18 protein-coding genes are annotated in these 16254 nt (G+C 72.1%); 5 read left to right on the forward strand and 13 right to left on the reverse strand.

The features are described 5' to 3' along the window. Positions 1–47: 47 nt before the first annotated feature. Entirely contained in the window at positions 48–305 is a 258-nt protein-coding gene (locus K6T50_RS12685; protein WP_222606947.1) for a hypothetical protein, read from the forward strand. Positions 306–345: 40 nt separating this feature from the next. On the opposite strand, the gene K6T50_RS12690 is transcribed toward K6T50_RS12685, so the two are convergent. The 4 genes from K6T50_RS12690 to K6T50_RS12705 form a co-directional block, all read right to left on the reverse strand. Further along, positions 346–936, reverse strand: coding sequence for a flavin reductase family protein (locus tag K6T50_RS12690; RefSeq protein ID WP_222606948.1), 591 nt, complete (start codon positions 934–936; stop codon positions 346–348). A 112-nt stretch (positions 937–1048) separates the two neighbouring features. Further along, positions 1049–1531 carry a MaoC family dehydratase gene (locus K6T50_RS12695; protein WP_222606949.1) on the reverse strand — a complete coding sequence of 161 codons (483 nt, stop codon included), beginning with the start codon at positions 1529–1531 and terminating at the stop codon, positions 1049–1051. Between the two features lie 106 nt (positions 1532–1637). After that, positions 1638–3371, reverse strand: a complete 1734-nt coding sequence (locus K6T50_RS12700; protein ID WP_222606950.1) for an alpha-amylase family glycosyl hydrolase — start codon at positions 3369–3371, stop codon at positions 1638–1640. A gap of 80 nt (positions 3372–3451) precedes the next feature. Beyond that, positions 3452–4225 carry a protein-L-isoaspartate O-methyltransferase family protein gene (locus tag K6T50_RS12705; RefSeq protein ID WP_225935320.1) on the reverse strand — a complete coding sequence of 258 codons (774 nt, stop codon included), beginning with the start codon at positions 4223–4225 and terminating at the stop codon, positions 3452–3454. Positions 4226–4384: 159 nt separating this feature from the next. On the opposite strand from K6T50_RS12705, the gene K6T50_RS12710 reads away from it, so the two are divergent. Further along, complete coding sequence (locus tag K6T50_RS12710; RefSeq protein WP_222606951.1) at positions 4385–4678, forward strand: MarR family transcriptional regulator; 294 nt, start codon at positions 4385–4387, stop codon at positions 4676–4678. A gap of 88 nt (positions 4679–4766) precedes the next feature. On the opposite strand, the gene K6T50_RS12715 is transcribed toward K6T50_RS12710, so the two are convergent. The 4 genes from K6T50_RS12715 to K6T50_RS12730 all read right to left on the reverse strand — a co-directional run bounded on the left by K6T50_RS12715 (position 4767) and on the right by K6T50_RS12730 (position 8909). Further along, the gene (locus K6T50_RS12715; RefSeq protein WP_222606952.1) at positions 4767–5090 is read right to left on the reverse strand and encodes a hypothetical protein; all 324 of its coding nucleotides are present in this window, start codon (positions 5088–5090) and stop codon (positions 4767–4769) included. Between the two features lie 92 nt (positions 5091–5182). After that, positions 5183–6499, reverse strand: a complete 1317-nt coding sequence (locus K6T50_RS12720; RefSeq protein WP_222606953.1) for an oligopeptide/dipeptide ABC transporter ATP-binding protein — start codon at positions 6497–6499, stop codon at positions 5183–5185. Beyond that, the gene (locus K6T50_RS12725) at positions 6496–7716 is read right to left on the reverse strand and encodes an ABC transporter ATP-binding protein (RefSeq protein WP_222606954.1); all 1221 of its coding nucleotides are present in this window, start codon (positions 7714–7716) and stop codon (positions 6496–6498) included. Before K6T50_RS12725 ends, K6T50_RS12720 begins: the two co-directional genes overlap by 4 nt. Beyond that, positions 7713–8909 carry an ABC transporter permease gene (locus K6T50_RS12730; RefSeq protein WP_222606955.1) on the reverse strand — a complete coding sequence of 399 codons (1197 nt, stop codon included), beginning with the start codon at positions 8907–8909 and terminating at the stop codon, positions 7713–7715. Before K6T50_RS12730 ends, K6T50_RS12725 begins: the two co-directional genes overlap by 4 nt. Positions 8910–9267: 358 nt before the next feature. Between K6T50_RS12730 and K6T50_RS12735 the strand changes: the two genes are divergently transcribed. Next, positions 9268–10221: an ABC transporter permease gene (locus tag K6T50_RS12735; protein ID WP_222606956.1), complete on the forward strand. Its 954-nt coding sequence runs from the start codon at positions 9268–9270 to the stop codon at positions 10219–10221. Between the two features lie 48 nt (positions 10222–10269). Here the strand turns inward: K6T50_RS12735 and K6T50_RS12740 are convergent, their stop codons facing one another. From K6T50_RS12740 to K6T50_RS12755, 4 genes are all read right to left on the reverse strand, one after another. Further along, positions 10270–11208 (reverse strand): class I SAM-dependent methyltransferase, encoded by a 939-nt coding sequence (locus tag K6T50_RS12740; protein ID WP_222606957.1) that lies wholly within the window; start codon positions 11206–11208, stop codon positions 10270–10272. A gap of 98 nt (positions 11209–11306) precedes the next feature. Next, on the reverse strand, positions 11307–11963 hold the full coding sequence (locus K6T50_RS12745) for a protein-L-isoaspartate(D-aspartate) O-methyltransferase (protein ID WP_222606958.1): 657 nt from the start codon (positions 11961–11963) through the stop codon (positions 11307–11309). Between the two features lie 57 nt (positions 11964–12020). Then, positions 12021–13097: a hypothetical protein gene (locus K6T50_RS12750; RefSeq protein ID WP_222606959.1), complete on the reverse strand. Its 1077-nt coding sequence runs from the start codon at positions 13095–13097 to the stop codon at positions 12021–12023. Between the two features lie 143 nt (positions 13098–13240). Further along, positions 13241–13894: an HVO_0476 family zinc finger protein gene (locus K6T50_RS12755; RefSeq protein ID WP_222606960.1), complete on the reverse strand. Its 654-nt coding sequence runs from the start codon at positions 13892–13894 to the stop codon at positions 13241–13243. 183 nt (positions 13895–14077) lie between these two features. On the opposite strand from K6T50_RS12755, the gene K6T50_RS12760 reads away from it, so the two are divergent. Then, positions 14078–15022, forward strand: a complete 945-nt coding sequence (locus K6T50_RS12760; RefSeq protein ID WP_222606961.1) for an ATP-grasp domain-containing protein — start codon at positions 14078–14080, stop codon at positions 15020–15022. 64 nt (positions 15023–15086) lie between these two features. Here the strand turns inward: K6T50_RS12760 and K6T50_RS12765 are convergent, their stop codons facing one another. Then, positions 15087–15464 (reverse strand): Hsp20/alpha crystallin family protein, encoded by a 378-nt coding sequence (locus tag K6T50_RS12765; RefSeq protein WP_222606962.1) that lies wholly within the window; start codon positions 15462–15464, stop codon positions 15087–15089. Positions 15465–15568: 104 nt separating this feature from the next. Here K6T50_RS12765 and K6T50_RS12770 point away from each other — a divergent pair, with 104 nt between their 5' ends. Continuing rightward, a complete protein-coding gene (locus K6T50_RS12770) occupies positions 15569–16204 on the forward strand; it encodes an IS6 family transposase (protein ID WP_222606963.1) in 636 nt (211 codons plus the stop codon). Positions 16205–16254: the final 50 nt, after the last annotated feature.

A 16254-nucleotide genomic window follows, 5' to 3' on the forward strand; every position in this document is an offset into this window, starting at 1 on the left:
CGCTCGTGGCAGAGATTTATGCCCATTTGGTGGCAAGACCGAACGCGATGTCCCTCCGGAACCCCGCCGGGCGGGTCCGCTACCCGCTCGCCCTCCTCGCGGTCGTGATCGGCGTGCTCCTCCTGGAGTTCCTCGTCGAGGTCACGCTGAACAGATACGTCGAAACGGGGACGACCTGGCTCCCGATGGTCGGGACGATCGGCGAGACGGCGACCGCGTACCTGCTCCCACTGAGCCTCCTCTCGACGTTCGTGGTCCCCGCCGTCGCCTTCTACCTGGGCGTTCGCTACGCCCGGTCGGCCTGACCGCCAGCATCGGCGCCGGCGTCCGCACTCCCCCGCGGGTTCAGAACTGTCGCTCGAACTCCGTGATATCGGAGACGGTGTAGTAGGGTCCGCCGAGGCGACCCACCGTCGGGAGCTTCCGCTGGTCGATCTTGCCCTCCGTGAGCACGTCGTCGTCGACGTGGACGTACTCGACCTCCCCGAGCACCATCAGCCGGTCGTGGACCTCCAGCGAGTCGTACAGCGAGCACTCCATGGTGACGGCCGCCTCGGCGACGCGCGGGGCGTCGATCCGGCGGCAGTCGGCGCGCGTCACGCCCACGGAGTCGAACTCGCTGTCCTCGGGGGGCAGCGACTCGGCGCTGTGGTCCATCCGCTCCAGCAGGGGCTCGGTGACGACGTTCACCGCGAACTCGCCGGTGTCGAGCGCGTTACGCGGGGTGTCCTTCAGGCCGCCGTTGGCCTCGTTGGGGGAGTTGAACAGCACCACCGGCTCCCGAGAGGAGACGTAGTTGTACGAGCTGAACGGCGCGAGGTTGTCGGCGCCGTCCTCGTCGACCGTGCTGGTCCACGCGATCGGACGCGGCGAGACGGCGGTCTTGATGATCCGTGCGATCTCCCGCGGCGTCCGGTCGGAGACGGCTGTTTCCATCGCCGTACCCTGGAACGACCCGGCACAAATACCCGCGGGTACGGGCGGTTGGCCCCGCTACCGCGTGCGGTTCGGCCCGCGACCGCGGGCGCTTCGCCCCGTTACCGACCGCTCACGCGTGCGGGTCGTCCGCTTCAGCGCGAGTCTTGATGAGGAACTTCATGTCGCCCTGCAGCACGACGGTGCCGTCCTGGTTGGTCACCTCGCAGTCGATGACGACGAGGCCGGCGTCGTCGCGGCTGGACACGTCCTTCGTCTCAGTCACCTCCATCTCCATCGAGATGGTGTCGCCGATGAAGACGGGGTTCGGGAGGTCCATGTAGTTCATCCCGAGGAACGCCAGCGCGGTGCGCTCGACGATGCCCGTCCGGTAGACGAACCCCGTCGCCTGCACGAACGTCATCGGGCCGTGGGCGATGCGCTCGCCGAAGGCGTTGTCCTCGGCGTACTCGGCGTTGGTGTGGAGCTCGGTCCAGTCGCCCGTCAGCGCCGAGTGCATCACGAAGTCGGACTCGGTGACGGTGCGCCCGACGCTCACGAACTCCTGTCCAGCCTCGAAGTCCTCGAAGTAGTGCGGCTCGTAGCTGTATGCCATGTCGGCGTGTCGCCGGATCGCGTGAAAGTCGTTTCGCGTGTCCGACTCGTGCCGCCGCCGCTACCGCCGCCGTCGACCCCCGTCTCGCCGCACCGCGTCCGCGTCGCTACCGCGTTCGCCGCTCGCCGCGGAGCCAGAGGTAGCCGCAGCCGTCGAGCGAGACCGCGACGCCGCCGTCGGCGACGCGATAGTCGGCGTCGCCGAGGACGCGCTCGGCGTCCGCCGGGTCGACGTCGAAGCCGGCGACGACCTCGCGGGACTCGCTCGCGAGGTTGTGAACCGCGAAGAGGACGCGGCCGTCGTGGTCGAAGCGATGGGCCCACACGTCGTCGGGGTCGACGTGGACGATCGAGCAGTCGCCGCGGGCGATCTCGGGGCACCGCTTTCGGGCGTCGACCGCGTCCGCGACGCGCTCGAACAGCGAACCCGGTTCGCCGCGCTGGCTCGCGGCGTCGGCCTGGAACACGCCCGGCCAGCCGGTGCCGTCGACCGGGATCACGAGGTCCCGGGGATCGGCCGTCGAGAAGCCCGCGTTCGGTTCGCTGTCGTCCCAGCGCATGGGCGTCCGGACCGCCTGTCGCTCCGGCAGGTCCAGGTCCGCGTGCATGCCGATCTCGTCGCCGGAGTTGACGATCGGCGTGCCCGGCAGCGACAGCAGGAGGCTGTGGGCCATCGCGATCCGGTCGTGGTCGCCGTCGTACAGGTCCGCCAGCCGGAGGCGGTGGCCGCGGCCGAAGATCCACGAGTCGCGGCCGTCGCCGCCCTGTCGGAACTCCTCGCGGGCGTGTTCCAGTGCCTCGTGAGGGAGCTTCAGGAGGTTCCACTCGTCGTGGTTGCGCAGGAAGTTCGCCCACCAGACGTGCCCGTCGGGCTCGGCGTCGGGGATCTGCTCGAACATGCGGTACAGCGGCCAGGTGTTCCCCACCCCGACGCCGTAGGTGACGTGGGAGTTGCCGACGAAGTTGAACAACGCGTCGAACCCGTCGCCGTCGGCGAAGTAGAAGTCCAGCCGGTCGGGCTCGTCGTCGGCCTCCGCCAGCAGCACGGCCTCGTCGTTCGCCGCGCGACAGCGCCGCTTCAGCTCGCGGAAGATCCACTGCGGGTCGTCCATCCGGTGGGCGTCGTGGCCCTTCGGCAGGATCATCGGGTGGGCCGCGTCGATGCGGAAGCCGTCGACGCCCCGTTCGAGCCAGAACTCCGCGACGGAGAACAGCTCCTCTTGCACGTCGGGGTTGGCGACGTTGAGGTCGGGCTGGTGGTGATAGAACTGATGGAAGTAGTGTTTGTCCGCGACCTCGTCGTACGACCAGACGCCGTCCTCGAACTCGGGGAAGATGTTGGAGGTGTTGTACGCCCGATCGACGTGGCTCGTCCACAGGTAGTAGTCGTGGTACTTCGACTCGGGGTCCTCGCGGGCGCGCCGGAACCACTCGTGGTCGGTCGAGGTGTGGTTGAGCACGAGGTCGACGATCAGCCGCATCCCGCGCGCGTCCAGTTCGTCGACGAGCGCGTCGAAGTCGTCGAGCGAGCCGAGCCGGTCGTCCACGTCGCGGTAGTCGGCCACGTCGTAGCCGTTGTCCCGCAGCGGGCTGGGGTAGAACGGCCGGATCCACAGGCAGTCGACCCCCAGCTCCTCCAGGTAGTCGAGGCGGTCGATCAGCCCGCGGAAGTCGCCCCAGCCGTCCCCGTCGCCGTCCCGGAACGTCTTCACGTCGAGGCTGTACACGACCGCGTCACGATACCACTCGGGGTGGCCGCCGTCGGCGAACACCTCGGCGGCGACACCCGCGCCCGCGTCCCGCCCCCCGCCCGGCTCGCCCGAACCCGCGTCGGCATCCATGGCTGTCGGTCGTCGGTGCGGGCGGGGGTAAAACCTCCCGGAGCCGGACGGCGGTCCCCGTCGTCGCCGGCGGTCGGAAGTCAGCGGTCGGTTCCGGTGAGCCGGTCGTCCCAGTCGATCCACTCGTGTTCCCAGCCGGTCTTCGCGAAGTAGCCCTGCTCGGAGAACTCGGCGTCCTCGCGGCGGGTCCGGTTCCGGACGCCGGCGCCGGCCTGCTCGCCCTCGACGAGCAGCGGCGACAGCGACACCGGCCCGGCCGTCCCGGCCTCGCGCAGCTCCCCCGACTCGTCTGGCTCGTAGGCGACGACGGTCTGGTCGGCGCCGCGGCCGCGCGGGAGCACGAGCCGGCCGTCGGGCGCGAGCTGGTCGACGAGGTCGCGCGGCGGCTCGACGGCCGCGGCCTCGACGAGGATCCGGTCGAAGGGGGCGTACGCGGGCAGGCCGCGCGCGCCGTCGGCGCGGTCGACCAGCACCGCGTCGTAGCCGGCCGCCGAGAGGTTCCGTCGCGCGTCGTACACCAGCCGGCGGGAGATGTCGACCGCGTGGACGTGTCTCGCGTCCACGACCTCCGCGAGCACCGCCGCGGTGTAGCCGACGCCGGCGCCGACGACGAGCGTCTCCTCGCCCGCCTCGGGGTCCAGCGCCGACAGCAGTCGCGCGACCGTCGCCGGCGCGAGCACCCGGGTGCCGCCCTGTTCGCCCGCGCGGTTCGCGTACGGCGCCTCCGCGACGAACTCCTCGCGGGGCACCGTCGCCATCGCCTCCCGAACCGCCGGCGCGATCGGCCGCCCGAGGGTGTGCTCGACCGAGTCGAGCATGTCCTCGCGCAGCAGCGCCGGATCGGGTCCGTCCATTGTCGAGGGAAGACGCTCGCGGAATATGAACCGCACGCTCGGCGCCGGCCGACCGACCGACCGCGTACGGTCGACGATTCACCAGGATCGGCAATCGGTTGTGCGCGACCCGCGCACCCGACGGCGAGCGTCTTTGCGGTGCCGACTGTGAACCGAACCATGAACTCGGACCTTCGCGAGGCAGTCGCCGATCTCCCGCCGAGCGCGAAGCTCGTCTTCGTCGTGCTGGAGAACCACGATCGCCTCACCCAGTCTGCGCTCGCCGAGGAGACCCTGCTCCCGCAGCGCACGGTGCGGTACGCGCTCGACGAGCTTCGCGACGCCGGCGTGCTCCACGAGGAGCTGAACATCATGGACGCCCGCCAGCGCTTCTACTCGCTCGCCGACGCCGAGGCGTCGGAGGACGACCCGTCCGTCGGTATCGCGCCCGAGCCCTCGGCGTCGGCCCGCTGAGGGGCCACGCCGTCGACGCTCCGGCTCGTCGATCCGCCGGGACGATCGCCGGTCGGGACGGCGACCAGGCCGGCGATCAGCGGGGAGATCAGGACGCCGATCGGAACGGCGATCCGACGCGGCTTCGTATCCAGTCCGCGACGGCGACGACCGCGACCGCCTCGACGTAGCAGCCGACGACGGCGAGCGCCCAGAACCCCGCGTCGCCGACGGCGACGCCGAGTTCGTTGGACAGCGCCGTGTCGAGCAGGAACGCCGCCGCGAGCGCCGGCCACGCGACGAGGCTCAGGGCGTCCGGCAGCGGCGTGAACCGTGCGACCCCGACGGCTGCCACCAGCGCGGCGGTCGCGAAGACCGTCCGGCGGGCGGTCGTCGCCGCTCGAACGGCGGGAGGGACGTGTCGAAAAGCCATTGGTTCGGCGTGGCTTCGAGGGGACAAAGCTGTGCCGGGGAGCGTTCTGCCGCCTCGGCAGCGGCGGTCCGTCGACCGGCAGAGCGCGCGGTTCACTCCGTCGGGAGATGACACGCCGAGACGTGCTCGCCGTCCTCGAGCTCGGGATGATCGCGGACGCACGGCGAGCCGAACGCCTCGCGGATCCGATCGGCCGCGGCCGCGTCGTCGCCGGCGACGGCGTCGTCGACGGCCGCCGCGAGCGCGCGTCCGGCGTCGCCGTCGGGGTCAGGGAGGTCGTATTCCGCCCGCAGCGCCCGCGCGAGCGAGTCCGGATCGGTCCCGTCGGCGCGCTCCCCGAGGTGGTCGAGGTCGACGTCTCCGGCGGCCAGGTCGACGCGGAGGTCGATCACGGCACCGTACTCGGCGCTCGTGAGGCCGCTCCCGTCCGGCGGGATCACCTCCGGGCACCTCGTGTGGAACCGACAGCTGTCGGGCGGGTCGGCGGGGTCGGGGACGGCCCCCGAGAGCGACCCCTCGGGGCGGCCGGCGCGGGGGTCCGGCGTCGGGACGGCCGCGGCGAGCGCGCGCGTGTACGGATGGGCGGGGTCGTCCAACACCGCCGCCGTCGGTCCCGCCTCGACCAGCTCGCCGGCGTACATCACCGCGACGCGGTCGCAGGCCCGGCGGACCACGCTCACGTCGTGGCTGATGAACAGCAGCGAGAGGTCGAACGCCTCCCGGAGCTCCCCGAGCAGGTCGAGGATCTCCGCCTGGACGGACACGTCGAGGGCGGCGGTCGGCTCGTCGAGCACGACGAACGCCGGGTCGAGCGCGAGCGCCCGGGCGATGCCGACGCGGCGCTTCTGTCCGCCCGAGAGCTCGTGGGGGTAGCGGTCGCGGTGGTCGGCGGACAGGCCGACGCGCTCGAACAGCGTCGCCACGCGCTCGCGTCGCCGCCGGCGGGCGACCCCGCGAACCCGCAGCGGCTCCGCGGCCGACTCGCCGGCGGTCAGTCGGGGGTCGAGGCTCGACGACGGGTCCTGAAACACCATCGCGGTTCGCCGGCGGAGCTCCTCGACGCCGTCGCCCCCGTCCCCGACGGGCGTGCCGTCGAAGCGGACCGTCCCGCCGGTCGGCTCCTGTAGGTGTAACAGCGTTTCCGCGACGGTGGACTTGCCGCTGCCCGACTCGCCGATGAGTCCCAGCGCCTCCCCCCGCCCGATCTCGAAGGAGACGCCGTCGACCGCGCGGACCGATCCGGTCCGCCGTCGCAACACCCCCGACCGGACGGGATAGTGCTTCTCCAGCCCGTCGACGACCACCAGCGGCTCCCGATCGGGGCCGCCGGCGACGCCGGCGCCGCCGGCGGTCCGGTTCGGATCGGCGTCGCCGGGCTCCCCGTCCGCGGGGTCGTCCGGCCGGCTCATCGGTTCCCCCCGTCCGCGTCGCTCGCCGACGCGTCGGGCTCGCGCGTCGCTCCGCGCGGAGCGCCGTCGGTCGTCGCCTCGGCCTCGGAGTTCGGTTCCGGGTCGGGATCTGATTCCTCGGTGTTCGATTCGGGATCCGAGTCGAGGACGGTCGGGTCGCGCACGCCGTCGTGGAACACGCAGGCGGCGTCGCCGCCGCCGTCGACGCCGTACAGCGGCGGTCCGTCGCCGCTCCGGCACTCCCCGACCGCGTGGGGACACCGGGGGTGGAACGGACATCCGGCAGGCTGGTTCAGAGGCTCTGGCGGCTCGCCGCCGATCCGTTCGCCGCCCCGCCCGGGAAGCGAGTCGAGCAGCCCGCGCGTGTACGGGTGGGCCGGCCGCTCGAACACCCGCGTCACCGGCCCGCGCTCCATCACCCGGCCGGCGTACATGACGACGACGCGGTCGGCGATGCCGGCGACGACGCCGAGGTCGTGGGTGACGAACAGCGTCGCGAGTCCCTCCTCGGCGCCGAGTTCGGCGAACAGGTCGAGGATCTCCGCCTGGATCGTCACGTCCAGCGCCGTCGTCGGCTCGTCGGCGATCAGGAGGTCGGGATCGCCCGCGAGCGCCGCCGCGATGGCGACGCGCTGTTTCATCCCGCCCGAGAGCTGGTGGGGGTAGTCGTCGGCACGCGAGGCCGGGTTCGGCAGGCCGACCCGGTCGAGCAGCTCGACGGCGCGCTCGCGCGCCGCACGCTTGCCCACGTCGTTGCGATCCCGCACCGCCTCGGCGACCTGCTCGCCGACGGTGTAGACGGGGTCGAGCGACCCATGCGGGTCCTGAAACACGTACGCGATGCGGTCGCCACGGACCGCGCGGAGCTCGCGCTCGGAGCGGTCGAGCAGGTCGCGGTCGTCGAACCGCACCTCGCCGTCGACGACCTCGCCGGGCGAGTCGACCAGCCGCGTGATCGACTCGCAGGCGACGGTCTTGCCCGAGCCCGACTCCCCGACGAGACACACCGTCTCGCCCGGGTACACGTCGAAGGAGGCGCCGTCGACCGCGCGGACGGTCCCCTCGGCGGTTGGGAACTGCGTCCGGAGGTCCCGCACCGACAACAGCGGGGGCGCGTCGGTGTCGCGTCCGGGGGCCGGGTGGTCGTCGTCGCGTCCGCGGTCCGGCCGACCGTCGCCGTCGCGTCCGGGGGCCGGGTGGTCGTCGCCGCGGCTCATCGTCGCACCTCCGCGGTCGGGTCGAGCACGTCGCGCAGCGCGTCGCCGAGCACGGACATGGCGGCGACCGTACACACCAGCGGGATCGCGGCGAAGAGGACCGTCCACCACAGCTCGGGGAACCGAGAGAAGCCGATCGCGATGGTCGACCCCCACGACTGCGCGAGGGGGTTGGTGAACCCGAGGTAGGCGATCCCCGCCTCGACGAGCACGAGCGTCGGCATCCGGTTCGCGACGGCGGCGACGACGGTGTCGGAGACGTTCGGGATCACGTGCCGGCGGACGATCTGCGGGTCGCTCACGCCGGCGTCGCGGGCGGCGCGGACGTACCCCGTGTCCACCCGCGAGGCGGCCGCGCTCCTGACGAGGCGGGCGGTGCCGTCCCAGTCGAACAGCCCGAACACGACGACGATCGTCACCAGGCTCCGGCTGAACGACTCCTGTACCAACAGGACGACGAACACCGCGGGGACGACCCGCTGGAGGTCGACGTACCGCATCAGGAGGGCGTCGACCCGGCCGCCGTAGTAGGCCGCGACCGTGCCGACGAGGACGGCCGCCGGGACGACGAGCGCGGCCGTGACCAGCGATACCTGGACGGCGACGCGGGCGCCCTCGACGATCAGGTGGATCATCCCGTGACCGTCGACGGTCGTCCCGAGCGGGAAGTGCCACGTTCCTGGGCACATGTCGCCGTCGCGCGACGCCAGGCAGTACGGAATCGTCGGCGACATCTCGATGCCGGTCCAGGCGGGCGGCTGGGCCGCCGGCACGCCGTAGGGGATGCCCTCGGTCGACTCGATCCCGAGCGCCGACAGCGTCCACACGCCGAACGTCGCGGCGTACCACAGGACCAGCAGGTACGCGGCCGACGCGAGCGCCGCCGGCTTCCGGCGGAGCCGCCGCCAGTAGCGCCGCCGCAGGTCGGGGCGACGCGCCAGCGGCGCCAGCGCCCAGCCGACGACCGCAAGCGACGCGTAGTAGAGGTACTCGATGATCCCGGTCGAGACGCCCCAGAAGGGGACGAGCCCGGTCGGGGTGACGAACGCTTCCCACAGCGCGGCGGCCGCGAGCACCGCCCAGACGGCGAACAGCGCGGCCGTCCGTGGGGAGATCGGGGCTCGGTCGGCGAGCCCGCGATCGCCGGCCTCGACGGCGAATCGGTCCTCGGAGGGGTCGCGCGTCTCGCTCACGGGGCTCCCCCCGTGTCGATCCGCACGTCGCGCCCGCGGGCCGTCGCCGCGGGCCGTCGGCGGGGTGTGACCATCGATATGTCGGCCCCACAGAGTGGGACAGTAAATGCGTAGCGGAGGATGAAACGGCCGTATCAGCCACGGTACAGTTATGCCCCTGTCGAGGGCATTCGCCCGATGTGCACGCACCGTCCCTCCAGGGGATGGCCCTGATCGTCCCCGGCTCGTGCCACGAACGCGTCGGTCCTCGGTCGGGTCACGAGCCCCGCCGTCGACGCCGCCGAGTCCGCCGAGTCCGCCGAGTCCGCCGAGTCCGCCGACGCCCCCAGACTGTCGGCCCGAACGGAGCTGGTCGTCCGTGAGCCGTCGCGACTTCCTCGTTCGTCGGATCGGTTGGGCGGTGTTCGTCGTCTGGGTCGTGATCACCGGGATGTTCCTCGCGCTCGTCGCCGCCCCGGACCACAACCTCAGCATCCTGCAGTACGGGCTCCCGCCGGACGAGGCGCGCCGCGTCGCCGAGCAGTACCGCGAGCGGATGCACTACGACGAGCCGTTGCTTCGGCGATACGCCCACTGGCTGTGGGAGCTGGGGACGTTCCAGTTCGGCCGGTCGTACGTCCAGGGCCGGCCGGTGAACGCCATCCTCGCGCCGGCGCTGCGGCTCACCCTCCTGTATCTCGTCCCGGGGGTCGCCCTCGCGTCGCTGGCGGGCGTCCTCGGCGGACTGGCCGCCTCGCTGTGGCGCGGCACCGTCGGCCGCGTCGCGAGCGCGTTCGGTCACCTCGGCGCCGCCTTCCCGGCGTTCCTCCTCGCGGAGGCGCTCGCGCTGCTGGCGGCCGGCGAGGCGGGCGCGATCGCGCGCTGGAACCCGGACGTCGGCGCGTTCGGGGGGTCGAACCCGACCGTCCTCGCAATCGCGGTCGGCGTCGTCGCGACGACGCTGGGGGCGACGCTCCTGCAGTATGCCGCCGCCGAGACCGACTCCGTGGCGGGGACGCCGTTCGTGAAGCGGCTCCGGGCCAACGGCGCGCCGCCGCGGCGGATCGCCGCGCACGTGCTCCGCAACGCCGCCCCGCCGCTGGTCGCGCTGTTCTCCATCCGCGTGCTCGCGGTCCTGCTGCTCGGGGTCTACCTCGTCGAGGCGGCGCTGGGGATCCCCGGGTTCGGCGAGGTGACGCTGACGGCGATCCGCGACCGCGACATCGCCGTCGTGCTCGCGGCCACACTGATCACGACGCTGCTCGGGGTGTTCGGCACGCTCGTGGAGGACGTGGTGACCGTGACGATCGACCCCCGTTCCGGGTCAGAGTGAACGGTCCGCGGTCGGGGCCGGGACCGGGAAGAGGATCGGGAGCCCTCCTCAGCCCATGCCGCCGTCGACGGCGTGGCGGTTCGTCCCGGGGATCGCCGACACCCGCACGTCGGACAGCCCGGCCTCGGTGAACCAGTCGCGGACGGCCTCGGGCGCGTGGGCGTCGCCGTGGCCGCTCGCGAGCCCGTGGGCCGCCGCCGCGACCGTCGCCTCGCCGCGGTCGTCGGCCGCGTCGCCGGCGTCGAACACGTCCGTCGCGACGACGGCGCCGTCGCCGTCGAGGAGGTCGGCGGCGACCGAGCAGGTCGCGCGCGCCTCCGCAGGGTCCATCGTCGAGAGCGCGTCGCCGAGGAACGCCACGTCGAAGCCGGGATCCAGCGTCGCGGGAACGCCCTCGTGGATCCGAACGTCGTCGCCGTGGACCCGGCCGAGTCGATCGGCCGTCGCCGGCGACGCGACCAGCGTCGCGTCGAGGCCGCGGGCGGCGAACTCCCGGGCGTGCACGCCCGACCCGCCGCACAGGTCGACGACGGACTCTGCGTCGGGGGCGGTCCGCACCGCCGCGGTGACGCACGCGCGGACGGTCGCCTCGTCGGTGGCGTAGTGGGCGCCGAGCGCGTTCGCCTCCCAGTCGTCGTGGCGCTCGGGCGGGACGCCCGTCTCCAGCGTCTCGGGCAGGCCCACCAGCTCGTCGAGGCGGTCGAGCTCGTGGGGGATCGACCCGATCGAGCGCACGTCGCGCTTGGCGAGCAGGCCGAGCGCGCGGTTCGTCGGCTCGTACTCGTCGCCGACGGCCTCGAAAAAGCCCAGGTCCGCGAGCGCCCCGACCAGTCGCCGCGCCTGCGGCTCGGCGACCTCGGTTTTCGCCGCGACCTCGGCCGGGGTTCCGGCGCTCGACAGCAACGCCTCCAGCGCCCCCGTTCGACGGGCCGCCCGCAGCAGCAGCAACGCCTCGGTCCCCGGCCCCCTCCGCTCGTCGGTCGGCATGACTCGTTCCCGATGCTTCGACGGCGAATATATAAGGGCGTCTCTCCGCCCGCCGCGGACGCGCTGGGCGCCCCGGCGCCGACGCGCCCGCCGCCGACTCAGCCCTCGCCGTCGCCCCCCCGCATCGGCACGAACCGGACGCCGCCGTGGTCCTCGCGCTCGACGCCGTCTCCGTCGACCCGCAGGGACACGAGCCGCTGGCCGCCGCCGAGCCGTCCGCCGTCGGCGTCGACGGGCGCGACGACCCGGCCGCCCTCGCGGACCTGATCGACCACGGGGTCGGGGATCTCCGGGGCCGCGCAGGTGAGATACGCCGCGTCGTAGGGCGCGTGCTCGGGCCACCCCTCCCGACCGTCGCCGACGCGGACGCGGACGGCGTCGTAGCCGAGCCGCGAGAGCCGGTCGCGCGCGTCCGCCGCCAGGTCAGGATCGTACTCGACGGAGTACACCCCGCCGGGGGCGACGAGTTCGGCCGTCACCGCGGCGTGGTAGCCGCAGCCGGTTCCGACCTCCACCACGTCGTCGCCCGCCTCGACCTCCAGCAGCGAGCACATCAGCCCCACTACCGACGGCGCGCTTGCGGTCTGCCCGTCGCCGATGGGCACGGGACGGTCGGCGTACGCCGCCTCGACGCCCTCGTCGGGAACGAACTCGTGGCGCGGTACGGCCCGCAGGGCCGCGAGGGCCGCCGAGTCGACGTCCGGTCGTCGGCCCAGCCGGTCGACCATGCGCTCGCGGGCTGTCTCGGGGTCCATACCGGTACTTCGGGCGCCGAACGCAAAATCGCTTGTCCGGCTCGGTGCTTCGGTGGACTACGGCTCCCGGAGGCCGTCGATCAGCTCTCGGAACGCCGCGCCGTCGAGGGATGCGGAGGCGCCGGCCCAGGCGGCGTACCGGACGCCCTCCTCGGCCCACAGCGCCTCCCACGCCCCGTGGTCCTCCGTGAGCGCGGCGTAGTACGCGTCGGTCCCGCGGAGGTCGATCCGCTCGCGCGTCTCGGCCGATTGGTCGGCCGGCTCCGGCGGGATATCGGGGGCGAGCGAGCTGTCGGGCGCGGCCGCGGTGATCCAGAGGTGGTCGCTCGCGTTCGCGCGGTTTCGGAACACCAGCTCGACGGCGTCGGCGTCGGGGAACGCGAGCGCCGAGTCGAGGACGACGGCGTCGCCGCCGGGAACCAGCGGCCTGACGGGCGGGTCGTGCGCGAGCGACGCCAACGAGACGGGACGGCTCCCGTCGTACGGTCGCGGCCCGGAGTAGTCCCACAGGCCGTGGGGAACGCCCGGCGGGCGGCAGCCGAAGCGGACCCAGTAGTTCAGCGCGTGAAACGGCGCCCCGCGGACCCCGGCGCTGGCGGCGGCGTCGGCGCACGCGAACCCGTCTAGGACCGCGGCGAGTTCGTCGTCACCGAAGTCGCCGACGGTGACCGACACCTCGATCTGGGCGCGCTCGCGCTGGAGGCACGCGCCCCGTCTGTCCTCGTAGTCGGTGCCGAGCCACCCGACCGCGTCGCCGCAGTCGACCGGGGCGGGGTCGGGCGTCCGCCACAGCGGCGCGACGCTCGCGGCCGGCGGCGCCCAGTCGTAGAGGAACTGCTTGATCCGGAACGCGCGGTCGTCGCCGCGGACGACGGCCCGGACGCTGGCGGGGTTGCCGTCGCTCCAGGGCGTCTGGCCCAGTTCCTCCGCGCTCACGCCGTCGGGGCGGCCCGGCGGCTGTTCGGGGCGGTAGGTCACCGTCTCAACGGCGCAGTCGTCGGGGAGCGTCGTCGGCTCGTGGACGACGAAGTTCGCGTGCGCGGCGGCCGCTGTGAACGTCGTCTCGCGTGGCGGGTCGGCCGCGTCGGCGTCGGTCAGGCGGGCGCTCGGGTCGGCGACGCGCCAGCCGCTCATCGTCGGCCCCCGCTGGGGGAGGGTCGGCGGGTTCGGGAACTGTCTCGCACGCTCCCGAGGTGAGCGAGACGGGTGAAAAGCGCTCGCTGAAGCTCGTTTCTATCGAGGATCCGAGGGGTGTCGCGAGGTCCGCGGCGCGCGACCTACCAGGCGGACCAGGCGGCGGTCTTCGTGTCGCGGGCGTACACGCGCTTCACGTCCTTCGCGTACACCATGTCGCCCTCGTGGTCGAACTTCTCGTGGCGGTAGGCGTCGGCGGCCTCGTCGCGCACCTGCACGCCCTCGATCTCGATCTCGTCGTCGCCGAAGGAGACCGTCTTCCCGACCGTGAACTCGTAGTCGCCGGGGACGTACACCTTCAGGCTCCGGGTCTCGTCGCGCCGGCCGTCTTTCGGGTGGACGGTGATGTTGACGGCGACGTTGTCGACGACGCGCGTCCAGACGGTCTCGGCGTGGTCGAGGTCGGACTGGTCGACGCGGCGGTCGCCCGACAGCTCGATGGAGGTGACGCGAACCTGCTGGATCGCCTCCTCGGTCTCGACGATGAACTCGTCGCCGACCGCGACCTCCTGTTCGGGTTCGCCGTCCAGCGTCGCGGTGTACGACTCGCCGTCCTGGGAGACGACCACGTCCACGTCGACGGTGGTCGGCTCGGGCACCTCGACCTTGTGGGTGTGGCCGCAGACCGTACACTGCACCGTGGCGTGACCGCCGGGCTTCAGCACCTCGTGGGGCGTCTCCTCGCCGCAGCCCGGGCACTCCGCGGGCACCTGCGAGGGAACGTCGGGATCGCTCATACCCTCGCTACCGCGTCGCGCCGTAAGAAGCCTCGTTTCTCCGGATGCGCGTGTGGGTCGCTGTCGCGGTGCCGCCGTCGTTCCCGCGGTCGGAGCGCCGTCGCGCGTTAGCCGTTCCGCCGTCCCCGACGCGTCCCGGAGCCGAACCGCTATACGCCGGGCGGCCCAGTTACCGGTAGCCAGATGACGACGCCTCCGGCCGACCCGGACCTCCGGCTCGCCGTCACGACGCGCGCGGAGACGTTCGAGCGCCTCCGCGACCGGCTCGCACCCCACGGCATCGCCGTCGAGCACGTCCGACCCGACGAGCGCGTGCTCCGGGTCGCCGGCGCGGACAGTGACGACCCCGACCGCGGGACCGACGACCGCGCCGGCGACGGGGACACCGACGAGTTCGCCGGCTTCGACGCCGGCTGGGTGTACCCGTCGCGACTGATGGAGGGCGCCGTGATCGACACCCGCCTCGGCGTTCCGTGGGTGAACGATCGGGAGGCGGTGCTCGCCTCACGCAACAAGGCGGGGTCGCTCGCGCGGCTCGCCGACGCCGGACTCCCGACCCCGGAGACGCGGCTCGTCTCCAACCCCGTCGACGACGACGCGGTGCTCGGGGCCGCCGCGGAGATCGGCTATCCGCTGGTGGTCAAGCCCAACTCGACGACGCGCGGCGTCGGGGTCGCGAAGGTCTCGGACCCCGACTCGCTGCTCGGCGTGACCGACTACCTCGACCTGGTCCACGACTACCGCGCGACCGGCGACAAGTCGTACCTGCTGCAGGCGTTCCTCCCCGACGCGACCGACTACCGGGCGATGGTGCTCGACGGCGAGTACGCCGGGGCCGTGGAGCGCCGGCTCCCGGAGGCGGCGCTGGCCGAGGGGAAGTGGAAGCACAACGTCCACCGCGGCGCCGTCGCGGAACGTGTCGACCTCCCCGAGGCGGCGCGTCGGCTCGCCGAGCGCGCGGCCGAGGCGCTCTCGATCCCGCTGCTCGGGGTCGACCTGCTGGAGGCGGACGGCCGGTTCGTCGTCTCCGAGACGAACGCCCGGCCGACGATCGACGCCGCCGAGAAGTACCGCGAGGGGTTCGACGCGGATCTGGCGGCGCTGGTCCGGCGGACGGCGACCCGGTAGCGTAACGGGACCGGAGACGGCGACCCGGGACGGTAACGGAGGCTCGGGAACCCCGCCCGGGGAGCTACTCCACGTCGATGTCGGCGGAGGGCTCCAGCGCGTCGAAGGCGACCTCGAGGACGCCGTTGTTGAACGACGCCGACGCGGAGTGCTCGTCGACGCGGACGGGAAGGCGGACGCGCTCGTCGAAGCGGCGGCCGGTGCCCTCCGCGGAGATCGTGAGCGTTCGGCCGTCGCACTGCAGGTCGATCCCCTCCTTGTCGACCCCGGGGAGGTCGGCGACGAGTCGGAGCGTCTCGCCCTCCTCGTACACCGACACGTGGGTCTCGTCGCCGAAGCCGGCGTCGCCGCCTGGCTCGCCGGCCGCGTCGGCCATCTCGCTCATCATCCGCTCGATCTCATCGAAGATGTCGCCGAACGGATCGTCGCGGTCGTCGCGCATGCTGGCCCGAGGTAGTTCGCTCCCCCGAATAAGCCTTCTCCCCCCGGCAGCGGCGGTGTTCAGATAAGGATGAAGAGTGAGGCGGAACGATATTTGAGTGGTTCATGCTCGAAATCGCCCGCCTCAACGGAGGTAGCGACTGCTTCGAGTTAGATTTTCTGGAGCGAGAGGCGACACCCGAGCCCGCGATGAAGCTCGGTATCCGACTCCATCTGGCTGGACTATCACTTTCGGATACCGTTTCGATTCTCGATAGGTTGGGTGTCAAGCGCTGTCGGACGACCGTCCATAACTGGGTGCAGAAGGCCGATCTACAGCCCCTCGATGGTGCGAACCCGGATCACGTCGCAGTTGACGAGACCGTGATCCAACTCAACGACGAACGCTTCTGGCTGTACGCTGCTGTCGATCCCAACACGAACCGATTGCTGCACGTCAAGCTCTCTCCGACGAGAAATCAAGCGATCACCGAGATGTTCCTCGCCGAACTCCGCGACAAACATCTCGTCGATAACGCGGTCTTTCTCGTCGATTCTGCACCGTGGCTGCAAGCAGCTCTCCACCGCCACAGCCTCGAGTACAGGTACGAGAAACACGGTACTCGGAACAGCGTCGAACGTGTCTTTCGAGAACTAAAACGCCGAACCAACCAGTTCTCAAACTGTTTCAGCCACGCCGAAGCAGAGACTGCCGAAAATTGGCTTCAAGCGTTCGCCTTCGCATGGAATCAGCTTATCTGAACACTACCCCGGCAGCGTCCGTCCGTCCGACAGCCCCGGTATCGTTCGTG

Source organism: Halobaculum magnesiiphilum, assembly GCF_019823105.1.
Lineage (GTDB): Archaea > Halobacteriota > Halobacteria > Halobacteriales > Haloferacaceae > Halobaculum > Halobaculum magnesiiphilum.

Excerpts from the sequence above, each read along its gene's own strand:
- K6T50_RS12685 (WP_222606947.1), top strand. The coding sequence starts at position 48 with ATGTCCCTCCGGAACCCCGCCGGGCGGGTCCGCTACCCGCTCGCCCTC.
- K6T50_RS12690 (WP_222606948.1), bottom strand. The coding sequence starts at position 936 with ATGGAAACAGCCGTCTCCGACCGGACGCCGCGGGAGATCGCACGGATC.
- K6T50_RS12695 (WP_222606949.1), bottom strand. The coding sequence starts at position 1,531 with ATGGCATACAGCTACGAGCCGCACTACTTCGAGGACTTCGAGGCTGGA.
- K6T50_RS12700 (WP_222606950.1), bottom strand. The coding sequence starts at position 3,371 with ATGGATGCCGACGCGGGTTCGGGCGAGCCGGGCGGGGGGCGGGACGCG.
- K6T50_RS12705 (WP_225935320.1), bottom strand. The coding sequence starts at position 4,225 with ATGGACGGACCCGATCCGGCGCTGCTGCGCGAGGACATGCTCGACTCG.
- K6T50_RS12710 (WP_222606951.1), top strand. The coding sequence starts at position 4,385 with ATGAACTCGGACCTTCGCGAGGCAGTCGCCGATCTCCCGCCGAGCGCG.
- K6T50_RS12715 (WP_222606952.1), bottom strand. The coding sequence starts at position 5,090 with ATGGCTTTTCGACACGTCCCTCCCGCCGTTCGAGCGGCGACGACCGCC.
- K6T50_RS12720 (WP_222606953.1), bottom strand. The coding sequence starts at position 6,499 with ATGAGCCGGCCGGACGACCCCGCGGACGGGGAGCCCGGCGACGCCGAT.
- K6T50_RS12725 (WP_222606954.1), bottom strand. The coding sequence starts at position 7,716 with ATGAGCCGCGGCGACGACCACCCGGCCCCCGGACGCGACGGCGACGGT.
- K6T50_RS12740 (WP_222606957.1), bottom strand. The coding sequence starts at position 11,208 with ATGCCGACCGACGAGCGGAGGGGGCCGGGGACCGAGGCGTTGCTGCTG.
- K6T50_RS12745 (WP_222606958.1), bottom strand. The coding sequence starts at position 11,963 with ATGGACCCCGAGACAGCCCGCGAGCGCATGGTCGACCGGCTGGGCCGA.
- K6T50_RS12750 (WP_222606959.1), bottom strand. The coding sequence starts at position 13,097 with ATGAGCGGCTGGCGCGTCGCCGACCCGAGCGCCCGCCTGACCGACGCC.
- K6T50_RS12755 (WP_222606960.1), bottom strand. The coding sequence starts at position 13,894 with ATGAGCGATCCCGACGTTCCCTCGCAGGTGCCCGCGGAGTGCCCGGGC.
- K6T50_RS12760 (WP_222606961.1), top strand. The coding sequence starts at position 14,078 with ATGACGACGCCTCCGGCCGACCCGGACCTCCGGCTCGCCGTCACGACG.
- K6T50_RS12765 (WP_222606962.1), bottom strand. The coding sequence starts at position 15,464 with ATGCGCGACGACCGCGACGATCCGTTCGGCGACATCTTCGATGAGATC.
- K6T50_RS12770 (WP_222606963.1), top strand. The coding sequence starts at position 15,569 with ATGCTCGAAATCGCCCGCCTCAACGGAGGTAGCGACTGCTTCGAGTTA.